The following is a 15,735-nucleotide window of genomic DNA, read 5'->3' as shown; positions in this document are numbered from 1 at the left end:
ATTTGTGTAAAGTTATGGTATTTGTATTATTTGGAGAGGTCGTCCGCTAAAAGCCTAAAACTCATTCTATGGTATTTGGTTGGGCCGTATTTTTGAATTGCGGCCCTATGTTCTTTGGTAGGGTAGCCTTTGTTTTTTTTCCAATTGTACATAGGATATTCTTCATGGAGCTGTAACATGTAAGCATCCCTTGCTGTTTTTGCCAGCACTGAGGCGGCTGCAATGGTGGTGTATTTGGAGTCGCCTTTAACAATACAGGAATGTGCTATTTTTTTGTAGGGCTTAAATCTATTCCCGTCTACTATAATATATGAGGGTTGCGGAGTAAGCTGGTCAATGGCTTTATGCATGGCTAACAATGATGCGTTTAAGATATTGATTTCATCAATTGTTTCAGGGTGTATATGTACAATACCAAAAGAAACGCATTCCATTTTTAATATGGGTTCCAGCGTAATTCTTTTATGGTGCGATAGTAACTTGGAGTCGGTTAAAACTGAATTTTCAAAATGTTCTGGTAAAATGATCGCAGCGGCGGTTACTGGACCTGCTAAACAACCTCTTCCGGCTTCATCTGTACCTGTTTCGTTAATGTTTTTATGATATTTAAGAAGCATTATGTTTTTTTTAACTTAAAATTTGGAATTTTAAATTCAACTAAAAAGTTAAATGATTGAATATATTTTATTAAAATTTCAAAAATTAAGAATAATTAAATAATAGTGATATTGTTTTTAACATTTGATTTTTTTGAGTTAAGATAGATTTTGCATGAGAGTGCAATTTTTATGAATTTTACCGCAAGCTAATTCAAAAACAAATTTTATGAAACAGAAGTTGACGTGGATGTTGACGCCGCTATTGGTGTTCTTCATGACATTTTCCTATGCACAGGAAAAAACAGTGACCGGTGTTGTAACCGATCAAAGCGGATTGCCTCTACCGGGTGTATCTGTTGTAGTGGTTGGAACAACAAACGGTACTCAAACAGATTTTGATGGTAATTATGCCATTAATGCAACTCAAGGTGGGCAATTAAGGTTTTCTTACCTAGGGCAAAAAACAGTTACCTTAAATGTTGGGGCGTCCAATACATTGGATGTACAATTGGAAGAAGATGCGCAGGCATTGGAAGAAGTTGTGGTAACGGGATATACCTCTCAGAGAAGATCGGATATTACCGGTTCTATTGTTGAGGTAAATGCCGATAAATTATCGGAAATCATTACTCCTAGTGTTGAGCAGGCATTGCAAGGTAATGTATCTGGTCTTGCAGTTTCTGCAACTTCCGGTACTCCTGGTTCTACTGCTAACATTAGAATTCGTGGTATTAGTTCTATTACCGCGGGTAACGAACCATTATATGTAATCGATGGTGCTCCGGTAAGTAATGATAATGTTGGGTCAAGTGGTGCATTTTCATCATTGTCCGCATTGGCAGGTTTGGACAATAACAACATTAAATCCATTACGGTATTAAAAGATGCATCTGCAACGGCACAATATGGTGCTAGGGGTGCAAACGGTGTTATCTTGATCACTACCAAAAAGGGTAGGGCTGGAGAAACTGTGTTTGATGTAAATTCAAGTTACGGTTTTCAAAGAGATGCAATTACTGGACCAGTTCCATTAACTGCTGCAAATCGTTTGGAGTTAACTGCCGAAGCTTATTTCAATGATGGAATTACAGCTACCAAGGAAGAGGCTATAAGCCAATTATTGGCAGGTAGTTTTGCTGATTGGGATGCAGCTGGCAGACCAGAAGCACGTTGGGACCTTGCAGTTAGAAACAGTGCTGCGTCGGTACAACAACATAGTATATCTGCTTCCGGTGGTGGCGAGGGTCATACGTTCTACGGATCGGTTGGTTATATGAATCAAGAAGGTACCGTTGTTGGGCCTTCATTTGAAAGAATTTCCGGTGCATTGAACTTTTCAAAGGATTTGACTGAAAACATTACGTTCAGCTCTAATAACTCGGCAACCCATTCTTTACAGAATGCTTTCTTGGAAACTAGTGCATATTTTGAAAGTCCTAGATCGGCAAAATTCTTTTTGTCTCCGTTAGTATTGCCATATAATGCAGATGGTTCTTACAATGAGTTTGGTGGTTCTTTGCCAAACCCACTATATAATAATGAGAACAACATCTATGAGAACAGGTTAACGAGAATTATTTCCAATAACAACTTAAATTGGAATTTAGGTGGTGGCCTTTCATTTGGTTCTTCGTTCAATGTAGATTACCAAGGATATAACTACAGAAATTATTCAAACAGAAATTATGGTTACGGTGTGCCAACATCTGGTGATGCTGAGCAATATGACAGAACCAATGTATTCTATGTTTTCCAGAACTATTTTGATTACAACTATGATATCAATGATAACCATAGGTTTGATTTCAAGGTGTTACAGGAATACCAGTCCAATAGAAGATATTTCTTAGGTGGTTCAGGTCAGAATTTTGCTGATGACGGTCTGTTTTATTTGGATAACGTAGGTACACCTAATTCAGTTAGTTCTAGCTTTTCTGACTTTTACGTAGGTGCTTACATGGGACTTATGAAATATTCTGCCTTTGATGGTAAGTACGTTTTAGATTTATCTTACAGAAGAGAAGGTAACTCAAGATTTGGTAAAGATAACAGATGGGGTAACTTCTGGTCTGTTGGTGGTGCTTGGAACATCCATAGAGAAGACTTTTTGGCAGATTCTAATGTAATAGATAACTTAAAGTTAAGAGGTTCTTATGGTGTAACAGGAAACGCAAACATAGATTTGAACTTATACCAATCATTATTTGGATATAGTGAGGATTATGGTGGAGAAGGTGCGCAATATGTAGATACATTTGGTAATGACCAATTATCTTGGGAGCTTTCCAAGACCATTGATGTAGGTGTAGATTTTGGATTGTTCAAAAACACCGTTAGTGGTAGTGTTGCTTATTTTCATAGAACTTCAGAAGATTTATTGCTGAATGTTCCACTTTCACAAACTACTGGTTTTGCAAGTCAATATGCTAATATTGGTGAGTTGACCAATAAAGGTGTTGAAGTAGATCTTAACTTTAACGTTGTAAATACTGAGGATGTGAATTTCTCCATCGGCGGTAATTTCTCTACGGTTAAGAACGAGGTTACTAAATTACCTTTAGATCCAAATGGAGTTGAAAGAACCATTACTACGACAAGGACAAGAATTGAAACTGGTCATCCGGTAAGGGAGTGGTACATGCCAACTTGGGCAGGTGTTAATCCAGAAACAGGTATAGAAGAGTGGTACGTTAATGGAGTTGATGGTGAAACAACTGCTAACTTCAATGAAGCAGAAGCTGTATTTCAAGGGTCAAATGCCGTACCTACTTTTACTGCTGGTCTTAATTTAAATTTCAAATACAAGAACTTCTTTATTAATGCTAACGGATATTACTCTGGTGGTAACAAAATATATGAAGGATGGCACTTGTACCTAAACCAATCTAATGCTTATCCTATATTGGCTTTCAACGGCTATACGTCTTTGTTGGATAGATGGCAAGAGCCTGGTGATATTGCCAGAAACGGTAAATTTACTACTGGTGCTCCAGGATGGCAGAGACATTCTAAGTACTTATATGACGGTGATTTCATGAGACTTAGAGCGTTAACTGTTGGTTTTGACCTTCCACAAAAAGCGGTGGATAGAATTGGTATCAATAAACTTAGGTTCTTTGTAAGAGGAAATAACCTATTGACTTGGGTTAAGGATGATAACTTATTGCATGATCCTGAGGTTGATGTGGATAGTCAAGGGGGTGATGTTACACCTGGTGAAACTGGATTGGAAACTCCTCCTGCTAGAACAATTTCTGTTGGAGTTAATTTGAACTTCTAAAAAAAATTAAATATGAAAAATAATAAAATAATTATGCTATTATTGGCCTCAATGGCGATAATAGTCGGTTCATGTACTACAGATGATCTTGATCCTACGTTGGCTCAAAGTAAGAACGTAGAAGGTAGTATCACAAAAGTGGATAACTTGTACAGTATTCTTAAGGGTGCTCATAATGTTATGACCTCTGAGGAGTATTATGGTAGGGACTTAATTGCCAATAATGAGGTAAGATCGGATAACGCTTTTTCCAATGGTAATTCAGGAAGGTTCACTACTCAATCTCAATTTCAATATAATGCAAATACAGGATTCATTTGGGATGATGTATATGAAATGATGTCCAATGCAAATATTATTATTAATACAGACTTATCTTCATTGGAAGGAGACTTGGCATATGGTGAGCATATTCAAGGTCAAGCAATGATTTTAAGGGCTCTTGGTAATTTTGATTTGTTAAGGGTTTATGGTCAGCAGCATGCAGGTGGTACTTTAGGTGTGCCAATTGTAAATACGTTTAAAGGAGATGATTTGTTCCCATCAAGGAGTACTGTTGAAGAGGTAAAACAAGCTATTTACACAGACTTACAAACTGCTTTTGATATGATGGATTCTTCTTATGATACTTCTAAGATTCTCGTTTCTAAGTATGTTGCCAAAGCTTTAGAGTCTAGGGTTGCAGTTTATTTTGAAGATTGGGGTAGAGCGGTTACGGCTTCAGAGGCGGTAATTAATTCTGACCTGTATTCAGTTATCGGTGCTGATGCTTATGTGTCTAGCTGGGCCGGTGATGGTGGTTCTAACGTAATATTTGAACTTGCCTTTAGTGGGTCAGACAATTTAGGACCTAATGCTTTATCTTACATCTACAGATATCCAAGTGATGCTCCTGCAGGTTACGGGGATCTTCAAGTTATGTCAGATGTATTGGATATTTATGATGATGGTGATGTTCGTTTGGGAATCTTTGGATTTCAAAATGAAGGAACTGAACTAAGAAACATTGGCAAATATCCAGATACTGCCATAGGTGCGGATAATATTCCTTTGTTCAGATATGAGGAGGTTATTTTGAACTATGCAGAGGCATTGTTCGAAACCAGTGGAGATGCTTTGACTCAGTTAAATTTAATTGCTGAGAATAGAGGTGCGGTACCTTATACTTCCGTAACCAAAGAAGATATTCTTAACGAGCGTAGAAGAGAACTTATTTTTGAAGGTTTCCGTTTTGATGATTTAATGAGAACGGGTCAATCTGTAAATACAACGGGTGTATTGGAGAATACTGTTGAGACATTGACGTATCCAAACAATTTATTTGCTTGGCCAATTCCAATATCGGAAATCAATGCAAATTCAAATATGCAACAGAACGACGGTTACTAAACCCATATTTTGTAAATAATAGTAAACCCTGCTAAAAAGCAGGGTTTTTTTGTTATAATAAAATTCACATTTACTTAGCAACAAAAAAATTAACTTTGCACGGGTAACATCGCTTCATGAAATATATATTAATAGTTTTTTTATTTTTTACATCCTGTATTGTATTTGGTCAAAAGGGGGAGTTAAGAAAAGGGGCCAGTATAGATTCGCTGGCATCATTAAATAAGAAAAAGGTAAGTGGTCCAATGGGTAGGCAAAAATCGGATACCATAGGTATCACGATCAAGGACTACAAGATAATTACTTTTGCTAGGGATACCACATATTTGGATACTACACTCACCATCAATAAGGAATACAAGTATAATTATTTAAGGAAAGACGATTTTGAACTTATGTCCTTTTCCAATATAGGAGAGGCGTATAATTCATTGGGCTTGGATTTAGAAAGAGCTAATATTTATCCTTACCTCGGGGCAATTGGTAAGGATCGGAAATATTTGGAAAAGGAACAGATAGTATATTATAACGTTCCAACCCCAATGACCGAGTTGTTTTTTAAAACAACCTTGGAACAAGGTCAGTTTTTGGACGCGAACCTAACATTTAACACATCGCCCAGACTTAATTTTTCCATTGGTTATACCGGTCATCGTTCTTTAGGAAAATACAATGACAACCAAATACAGTCGGGCAATTTTACCATGACAACTAATTATTTGTCTAGGAACAATAGATATGCATTGAGGGCGCATATAGCTGCGCAAAATATTATATCACAAGAAAATGGTGGGCTGTTGGAAAAGGAGCTGCAATTTGAATCTGGCGATGAAGATTTTACAAATAGGCCTAGGGTAGATGTTCGTTTTGATGATGTCGACAATAAGATATTAGGTAAAAGATATTATTTGGATCACACCTATAAACTTATTAGGAAACAATTGGATTCTACCCGCTCAGAGAAAACTTCATTGTCCATTGGTCATGTGTTTAATTATGAAACCAAGTACTATCAATTTATGCAAACGGTCAATGATACCATATTTGGCAATGCCATACTTTCAGGTATAAACGATAAGGCCGTTTTGAAAACATTTTACAATGAGGCAAATGCACAATTTTATAATAGAACTTTGGGGAAATTAACAGGTGGTCTGCAAATGTATAATTATGATTATTATTTTGATAGTCAATTTACCACAGAGGAAGGAGTGGTTATACCTAATAGATTAAATGGTACTGAACTGGCCTTAGGGGGTAAATATGAAAAACGTATTGGTGGTTTTGATTTAAATGCGGAGCTTAAGTATAATTTATCGGGCAATTTGACCGGAAACCTTTTAAATGTTACCGCATCATATAAGATCAATCCTAAAAACAACCTTAAATTCACTCTGCATACCTCTTCAAGAATGCCCAATTTTAATTACCTGCTTTATCAAAGCGAGTATTTAAATTATAATTGGGATAATTCAAATACCTTTAATAAGGAAAGGGTAAGTAGTCTTAGGGGAGAATTGAATTCTGTAACATGGGGTAATCTTATGGTAAAATTCAGCAATTTGGATAATTACACATATTTTGCACCGGTTTCTGATGTTGAAATTGATGCCGGTATGGAGCAAGCTTTTATAAAACCGGTTCAAGAAAGCAATGGTATAACCTATTTAAAGGTTAAATATGAAAAGGAATTTAGGGTTGGTATGTTTGCATTGAACAATACGGTGATGTATCAAAATGTAACGCAAGAGGAGCAAGTAATGAATCTTCCTCAATTAGTTACTAGGAATACATTGTATTTTTCTTCGGATGTATTTAAAAAAGCAATGTATTTACAAACAGGCATAACCTTTAAATATTTTACTGCATATAATATGAATGCGTACAATCCTGTTTTAGGAGAGTTTTATACTCAAAACAATGAAGAGTTGGGGGGCTATCCATTACTGGATTTTTTCATCAATGCACGTATTCAGCAAACACGTATTTATTTAAAGGCAGAACATTTTAATTCTTCATTTACGGGGTATAATTATTATGCCGCACCCAATTATCCGTATCGGGATTTTGTTATCCGTTTTGGTCTAGTCTGGAATTTCTTTTCCTAGTTGCCTGGTCTCGTTTCTCAACCTGCTGTAAACATGTTGGTTAGCGCGCCGTTGCAATGGTCGTATGTTTTAAAAGGCTGTTTATCAGAACGTTGTGTATTATTTATCCTTTAGGGGTATTTTCCGTTCCCATAAAGTTCAGTAAATCAGCGGGGTAGGTGGCGGTCCAAAAAAAACCTCATTTTTTTTAAAAAAAGCCTTGTAGGTTTGGAAATAGGGTGTACATTTGCAGCCCGCTAACGATGAAGATCACGGTCTTTGTCCGCCGCCGGGGCAAGTTCATAAAAATGTTGTTTTACCGGGCCTGTAAAGAAAATTTTATTTTTTTCACAAAGTAGTTGTCAGGTTAAAAAACAGTTGTATATTTGCACCCGCTTAGGGAATTACCTAGGGGAAACGAGGCGAGGGAATCGGGAGATTCGGTGCCTGGTTTATGGAAGTTCATTGAAATATTGTGGAGATAGGAATCGAGTTCAGGTGAGGACCTGGATGAGAGGAACAAGAATTAAGGAAACATACAATTTAATATATCGTAAGGTATATATAAGGAATTGAATCGAGAGTCGGGGCCGGGAGAGATTTTGACTTCGTTGGGACGAATATATACAGAACAACGATGAAGAGTTTGATCCTGGCTCAGGATGAACGCTAGCGGCAGGCCTAACACATGCAAGTCGAGGGGCAGCGGGGAAAAGCTTGCTTTTCCGCCGGCGACCGGCGCACGGGTGCGCACCGCGTATGGAACCTGCCTTGTGCAGGGGAATAGCCTTTGGAAACGAAGATTAATGCCCCATGGTACCACGACCCGGCATCGGGATGTGGTTAAAGCCCTCGGGCGGTACAAGATGGCCATGCGTCCCATTAGCTTGTTGGTAAGGTAACGGCTTACCAAGGCTACGATGGGTAGGGGCCCTGAGAGGGGGATCCCCCACACTGGTACTGAGACACGGACCAGACTCCTACGGGAGGCAGCAGTGAGGAATATTGGACAATGGAGGAGACTCTGATCCAGCCATGCCGCGTGCAGGAAGAATGCCCTATGGGTAGTAAACTGCTTTTATACGGGAAGAAAAAGGGCTACGTGTAGCCTACTGACGGTACCGTAAGAATAAGGACCGGCTAACTCCGTGCCAGCAGCCGCGGTAATACGGAGGGTCCGAGCGTTATCCGGAATTATTGGGTTTAAAGGGTCCGTAGGCGGGCCGATAAGTCAGGGGTGAAAGTCTGCCGCTCAACGGTAGAACTGCCTTTGATACTGTCGGTCTTGAGTTATAGTGAAGTTGCCGGAATATGTAGTGTAGCGGTGAAATGCATAGATATTACATAGAACACCGATTGCGAAGGCAGGTGACTAACTATATACTGACGCTGATGGACGAAAGCGTGGGGAGCGAACAGGATTAGATACCCTGGTAGTCCACGCCGTAAACGATGGATACTAGCTGTCCGGGGCCTTGAGTCCTGGGCGGCCAAGCGAAAGTGATAAGTATCCCACCTGGGGAGTACGTTCGCAAGAATGAAACTCAAAGGAATTGACGGGGGCCCGCACAAGCGGTGGAGCATGTGGTTTAATTCGATGATACGCGAGGAACCTTACCAGGGCTTAAATGCATATTGACAGGTCTAGAGATAGATTTTCCTTCGGGCAATTTGCAAGGTGCTGCATGGTTGTCGTCAGCTCGTGCCGTGAGGTGTCAGGTTAAGTCCTATAACGAGCGCAACCCCTACCGTTAGTTGCCAGCATGTCATGATGGGGACTCTAACGGGACTGCCGGTGCAAACCGTGAGGAAGGTGGGGATGACGTCAAATCATCACGGCCCTTACGTCCTGGGCCACACACGTGCTACAATGGCAGGTACAGAGAGCAGCCACGTCGCAAGGCGGAGCGAATCTATAAAACCTGTCACAGTTCGGATCGGGGTCTGCAACTCGACCCCGTGAAGCTGGAATCGCTAGTAATCGGATATCAGCCATGATCCGGTGAATACGTTCCCGGGCCTTGTACACACCGCCCGTCAAGCCATGGAAGCCGGGAGTGCCTGAAGTCCGTCACCGCAAGGAGCGGCCTAGGGCAAGATCGGTAACTAGGGCTAAGTCGTAACAAGGTAGCCGTACCGGAAGGTGCGGCTGGAACACCTCCTTTCTAGAGATTGTCCTTTTAAGGACGGTCCCTGACGAAGAGAAGAATGGAACCACGGTCCCGGTCTTTTGATTTAATAATAGTTTCTTTGGTAATTGTTCGATTGTTACATCTCCATAATTATGATATATAAGTAATTGCTTTTTTCTGCGAGGTATTTATACTGAAAAGGAAGAGTAGGGACAGTCCCATAGCTCAGCTGGTTAGAGCGCTACACTGATAATGTAGAGGTCGGCAGTTCGAGTCTGCCTGGGACTACAAACAAAAAGGTCGTTTTTGGTTAAGCGGCACGTTCATTAAGGATTGAAGGAAATTTTAGGAGTTGGGTATCCCAAGTTGGCGTATGGTCATCGATTAACTGATAACTGTTAACTGATAGCCGACGACTGAAAACGGGGGATTAGCTCAGCTGGCTAGAGCGCCTGCCTTGCACGCAGGAGGTCATCGGTTCGACTCCGATATTCTCCACCAGGCAATGCCCGGGATATGAAATACGATCTTAGGAGCTTGCAGTGATTGGCATAGATGATTTAATTGTCTATCGCGACTCGCGATCGTTCATTGACATATTGGAACAGGAGGTAAGACATTTTTAATGTTTTACCGACTAAAAAAGAAAGAAACACGAATCTTTATTAAGTAAAGAGTACGAATTAAGAATAGAATAGATTAAAGATCTGGCGACAAGCTGGAAAAGGGCGTATGGGGAATGCCTAGGCTCTCAGAGGCGAAGAAGGACGTGATAAGCTGCGAAAAGCTGCGGGGATCGGCACACACGATATGATCCGCAGATATCCGAATGGGGCAACCCGGCATATTGAAGGTATGTCATGGCGTAAGCCAAGCAAACCCGGGGAACTGAAACATCTAAGTACCCGGAGGAGGAGAAAACAAAAGTGATTCCGATAGTAGCGGCGAGCGAAATCGGATTAGTCCAAACCGTTGTTGTTTCGGCAATAACGGGGTTGTAGGACCACGACATTCGAGATGTGATGAACTAGAACGCTTTGGAAATAGCGACCATAGAGGGTGATAGTCCCGTATAGGCAAAGAGCATTTAGATAGTGGTATCCTGAGTAGTGCGGGGCACGTGAAACCCTGTATGAATCCGGCGGGACCATCCGCCAAGACTAAATACTCCTGAGAGACCGATAGTGAACCAGTACCGTGAGGGAAAGGTGAAAAGAACCGTGAATAACGGAGTGAAATAGATCCTGAAACCATACGCTTACAAGCGGTCGGAGCCCATATGGGTGACGGCGTGCCTTTTGCATAATGAGCCTACGAGTTACTTTTACTGGCAAGGTTAAGTTCTTCAGGAACGGAGCCGTAGCGAAAGCGAGTCTTAATAGGGCGCCATAGTCAGTAGTAGTAGACGCGAAACCGTGCGATCTACCCATGGGCAGGTTGAAGCTGTGGTAACACATAGTGGAGGACCGAACCCGTTGACGTTGAAAAGTCTTGGGATGACCTGTGGGTAGGGGTGAAAGGCCAATCAAGCTCGGAAATAGCTCGTACTCCCCGAAATGCATTTAGGTGCAGCGTGTAGATAGTTTCATAGAGGTAGAGCTACTGATTGGATGCGGGGGCTTCACCGCCTACCAATTCCTGACAAACTCCGAATGCTATGAAATGTTTCTGCGCAGTGAGGGCATGGGTGCTAAGGTCCATGTCCGAGAGGGAAAGAACCCAGATCACCGGCTAAGGTCCCAAAGTATATGCTAAGTTGATATAACGCGGTGGAACTGCATTGACAGCCAGGATGTTGGCTTGGAAGCAGCCATTCATTTAAAGAGTGCGTAACAGCTCACTGGTCGAGCGGTTCCGCATGGATAATAATCGGGCATAAGCATATCACCGAAGCCGTGACTTTGTATTTATACAAGGGGTAGGGGAGCATTGTAACTGCGTCGAAGGCGTACCTGCGAGGGATGCTGGAGCGGTTACAAACGAAAATGTAGGCATAAGTAACGATAATGCGGGCGAGAAACCCGCACGCCGAAAGACCAAGGTTTCCCCAGCTATGCTAATCAGCTGGGGGTCAGTCGGGACCTAACGCGAACCCGAAGGGGATAGTGGATGGACAACAGATTAATATTTCTGTACCTGCTCACGCTAAAAGTGACGGAGGCGAGAAGTTGGTGCGTACAGACGGAATTGTACGTTGAAGGGAGTAGTAATACCCCGATAGTACACCGAGGCCACGGCCAAGGTGATAATCCAGCATATCGACTTCCAAGAAAAGCGAGTGAAGCAGCCCGTACCGTAAACCGACACAGGTGGTTGGGATGAGTATTCTAAGGCGCTCGAGAGATTCATGGCTAAGGAACTAGGCAAAATAGACCCGTAACTTCGGGAGAAGGGTCGCCCCCTTATGGGGGGCCGCAGTGAAGAGGTCCAGGCGACTGTTTATCAAAAACACAGGGCTCTGCAAAATCGAAAGATGAAGTATAGGGCCTGACACCTGCCCGGTGCTGGAAGGTTAAGAGGAGATGTCATTCCTTCGGGGAGAAGCATTGAATTGAAGCCCCAGTAAACGGCGGCCGTAACTATAACGGTCCTAAGGTAGCGAAATTCCTTGTCGGGTAAGTTCCGACCTGCACGAATGGTGCAACGATCTGGACACTGTCTCGGCCATGAGCTCGGTGAAATTGTAGTATCGGTGAAGATGCCGGTTACCCGCAGTGGGACGAAAAGACCCCGTGCACCTTTACTATAGCTTCGTATTGACCTTGGTCAAGCAATGTGTAGGATAGCTGGGAGACTTTGAAGCCGCATCGCCAGGTGTGGTGGAGTCATTGTTGAAATACCAGCCTTTGCTTGTCCGGGGCCTAACCCTCCAAGAGGGAACAGTGCGTGGTGGGTAGTTTGACTGGGGTGGTCGCCTCCAAAAGAGTAACGGAGGCTTCTAAAGGTGCCCTCAATACGGTTGGCAATCGTGTGTAGAGTGCAATGGCACAAGGGCGCTTGACTGGGAGACATACAGGTCGATCAGGTTGGAAACAAGAGCATAGTGATCCGGTGGTTCCGCATGGAAGGGCCATCGCTCAAAGGATAAAAGGTACGCCGGGGATAACAGGCTGATCTCCCCCAAGAGCTCATATCGACGGGGGGGTTTGGCACCTCGATGTCGGCTCGTCACATCCTGGGGCTGGAGAAGGTCCCAAGGGTTGGGCTGTTCGCCCATTAAAGTGGCACGCGAGCTGGGTTCAGAACGTCGTGAGACAGTTCGGTCTCTATCTACTGCGGGCGTTAGAAATTTGAGTGGATCTGACTCTAGTACGAGAGGACCGAGTTGGACCGACCGCTGGTGCACCAGTTGTTCCGCCAGGAGCATCGCTGGGTAGCTATGTCGGGATTGGATAAGCGCTGAAAGCATATAAGCGCGAAACCAGCCACAAGATGAGATTTCTTTAAAGGGCCGTGGGAGATGACCACGTCGATAGGCTATAGGTGGAAGGGCGGTAACGTCCGTAGCCGAGTAGTACTAATTGCCCGTCAGGCTTGCGCATACGCTCGTCCCGTTCCTTGGAACGGGGCGGACGAGGGTCTTTACTTCTTTCTTTTTATACCGAAACATACTTTTTGATATAAGTGCCTCTTTCCTTTATAGTATCCTGTTCCATTCATGTCAACGATATTGCGGCGGAGGCCGCGATCGGGAATGCCCGATCCAAAACTTAGGTGGCCATGGCGACGGGGCCCACCCCTTACCATTCCGAACAGGGAAGTTAAGACCGTTTGCGCCGATGGTACTGCTATACCAAGTGGGAGAGTAGGTAGCCGCCTTTTTCGAAAGCCCCTTACAACTTTGTAAGGGGCTTTTTTTATGTCATGCGGAAAGGTCACCGTAAGTATATCACACCGGACAAACGGTGATAAAATAGGATATTTATTTATGGATGAAATCTTTAAAGTCCAAACAAAGGATTATTTTATAGTATCAAAATTTATTTAAGCTGTACAATTCGCCAATTCTTAACTTAAAATTTAAATAGAGGATTTATAATAAAAGGCAATCATAATATTCTAGCCACTTTATTTTTAAAATTTAGTAATATATGGTTATGATGAGAAGGTGTTTTTTATTTTTTTTCTGCTACTACATTTATATGATTAATAAACCAATTTTTTAAATATCAATAGTAATTGTTAAGTGATTTGCTAATTAATTGCGATAAAATTATTATAAATCAATATTTTTTAAAGGGTAATTTTGGTAAGGATATTATTTTTTTAGTTTTTTTTTACAAAGTAGTTGTCAGGTTAAAAAACAGTTGTATATTTGCACCCGCTTAGGGAATTACCTAGGGGAAACGAGGCGAGGGAATCGGGAGATTCTGTGCCTGGTTTATGGAAGTTCATTGAAATATTGTGGAGATAGGAATCGAGTTCAGGTGAGGACCTGGATGAGAGGAACAAGAATTAAGGAAACATACAATTTAATATATCGTAAGGTATATATAAGGAATTGAATCGAGAGTCGGGGCCGGGAGAGATTTTGACTTCGTTGGGACGAATATATACAGAACAACGATGAAGAGTTTGATCCTGGCTCAGGATGAACGCTAGCGGCAGGCCTAACACATGCAAGTCGAGGGGCAGCGGGGAAAAGCTTGCTTTTCCGCCGGCGACCGGCGCACGGGTGCGCACCGCGTATGGAACCTGCCTTGTACAGGGGAATAGCCTTTGGAAACGAAGATTAATGCCCCATGGTACCACGACCCGGCATCGGGATGTGGTTAAAGCCCTCGGGCGGTACAAGATGGCCATGCGTCCCATTAGCTTGTTGGTAAGGTAACGGCTTACCAAGGCTACGATGGGTAGGGGCCCTGAGAGGGGGATCCCCCACACTGGTACTGAGACACGGACCAGACTCCTACGGGAGGCAGCAGTGAGGAATATTGGACAATGGAGGAGACTCTGATCCAGCCATGCCGCGTGCAGGAAGAATGCCCTATGGGTAGTAAACTGCTTTTATACGGGAAGAAAAAGGGCTACGTGTAGCCTACTGACGGTACCGTAAGAATAAGGACCGGCTAACTCCGTGCCAGCAGCCGCGGTAATACGGAGGGTCCGAGCGTTATCCGGAATTATTGGGTTTAAAGGGTCCGTAGGCGGGCCGATAAGTCAGGGGTGAAAGTCTGCCGCTCAACGGTAGAACTGCCTTTGATACTGTCGGTCTTGAGTTATAGTGAAGTTGCCGGAATATGTAGTGTAGCGGTGAAATGCATAGATATTACATAGAACACCGATTGCGAAGGCAGGTGACTAACTATATACTGACGCTGATGGACGAAAGCGTGGGGAGCGAACAGGATTAGATACCCTGGTAGTCCACGCCGTAAACGATGGATACTAGCTGTCCGGGGCCTTGAGTCCTGGGCGGCCAAGCGAAAGTGATAAGTATCCCACCTGGGGAGTACGTTCGCAAGAATGAAACTCAAAGGAATTGACGGGGGCCCGCACAAGCGGTGGAGCATGTGGTTTAATTCGATGATACGCGAGGAACCTTACCAGGGCTTAAATGCATATTGACAGGTCTAGAGATAGATTTTCCTTCGGGCAATTTGCAAGGTGCTGCATGGTTGTCGTCAGCTCGTGCCGTGAGGTGTCAGGTTAAGTCCTATAACGAGCGCAACCCCTACCGTTAGTTGCCAGCATGTCATGATGGGGACTCTAACGGGACTGCCGGTGCAAACCGTGAGGAAGGTGGGGATGACGTCAAATCATCACGGCCCTTACGTCCTGGGCCACACACGTGCTACAATGGCAGGTACAGAGAGCAGCCACGTCGCAAGGCGGAGCGAATCTATAAAACCTGTCACAGTTCGGATCGGGGTCTGCAACTCGACCCCGTGAAGCTGGAATCGCTAGTAATCGGATATCAGCCATGATCCGGTGAATACGTTCCCGGGCCTTGTACACACCGCCCGTCAAGCCATGGAAGCCGGGAGTGCCTGAAGTCCGTCACCGCAAGGAGCGGCCTAGGGCAAGATCGGTAACTAGGGCTAAGTCGTAACAAGGTAGCCGTACCGGAAGGTGCGGCTGGAACACCTCCTTTCTAGAGATTGTCCTTTTAAGGACGGTCCCTGACGAAGAGAAGAATGGAACCACGGTCCCGGTCTTTTGATTTAATAATAGTTTCTTTGGTAATTGTTCGATTGTTACATCTCCATAATTATGATATATAAGTAATTGCTTTTTTCTGCGAGGTA

Annotated in this window: 4 protein-coding genes, 2 tRNA genes and 4 rRNA genes; 9 read left to right on the top strand and 1 reads right to left on the bottom strand. The window is 43.1% G+C overall.

Annotated features, from left to right (window positions below):
- Positions 1 to 26 precede the first annotated feature (26 nt).
- Positions 27 to 617: a ribonuclease HII gene (locus JM81_RS08025; protein WP_144802077.1), complete on the bottom strand. Its 591-nt coding sequence runs from the start codon at positions 615 to 617 to the stop codon at positions 27 to 29.
- A 208-nt stretch (positions 618 to 825) separates the two neighbouring features.
- On the opposite strand from JM81_RS08025, the gene JM81_RS08020 reads away from it, so the two are divergent.
- From JM81_RS08020 to JM81_RS07980, 9 genes are all read left to right on the top strand, one after another.
- The gene (locus JM81_RS08020) at positions 826 to 3,879 is read left to right on the top strand and encodes a SusC/RagA family TonB-linked outer membrane protein (protein WP_261374997.1); all 3,054 of its coding nucleotides are present in this window, start codon (positions 826 to 828) and stop codon (positions 3,877 to 3,879) included.
- 12 nt (positions 3,880 to 3,891) lie between these two features.
- Positions 3,892 to 5,268, top strand: coding sequence for a RagB/SusD family nutrient uptake outer membrane protein (locus tag JM81_RS08015; protein ID WP_245838975.1), 1,377 nt, complete (start codon positions 3,892 to 3,894; stop codon positions 5,266 to 5,268).
- 116 nt (positions 5,269 to 5,384) lie between these two features.
- Positions 5,385 to 7,376, top strand: a complete 1,992-nt coding sequence (locus JM81_RS08010; protein WP_144802074.1) for a putative porin — start codon at positions 5,385 to 5,387, stop codon at positions 7,374 to 7,376.
- A 613-nt stretch (positions 7,377 to 7,989) separates the two neighbouring features.
- Positions 7,990 to 9,520, top strand: a 16S ribosomal RNA gene (locus JM81_RS08005).
- A 181-nt stretch (positions 9,521 to 9,701) separates the two neighbouring features.
- Positions 9,702 to 9,775, top strand: a tRNA-Ile gene (locus tag JM81_RS08000).
- 136 nt (positions 9,776 to 9,911) lie between these two features.
- Positions 9,912 to 9,988 (top strand) — tRNA-Ala (locus tag JM81_RS07995).
- A gap of 209 nt (positions 9,989 to 10,197) precedes the next feature.
- Positions 10,198 to 13,029 (top strand): 23S ribosomal RNA (locus tag JM81_RS07990).
- Positions 13,030 to 13,197: 168 nt separating this feature from the next.
- Positions 13,198 to 13,309, top strand: a 5S ribosomal RNA gene (rrf, locus tag JM81_RS07985).
- Between the two features lie 741 nt (positions 13,310 to 14,050).
- Positions 14,051 to 15,581, top strand: a 16S ribosomal RNA gene (locus JM81_RS07980).
- Together the 16S, 23S and 5S rRNA genes with 2 tRNA genes alongside form the textbook arrangement of a ribosomal RNA operon.
- The last annotated feature ends 154 nt before the right edge of the window (positions 15,582 to 15,735 follow it).

This window comes from Maribacter sp. MAR_2009_72 (genome assembly GCF_007827235.1).
In the GTDB taxonomy this organism is placed as follows: Bacteria; Bacteroidota; Bacteroidia; order Flavobacteriales; family Flavobacteriaceae; genus Maribacter; species Maribacter sedimenticola.
Note: the sequence above shows the minus strand (reverse complement) of the source record. Positions and strands in the feature narration are given on the sequence as shown.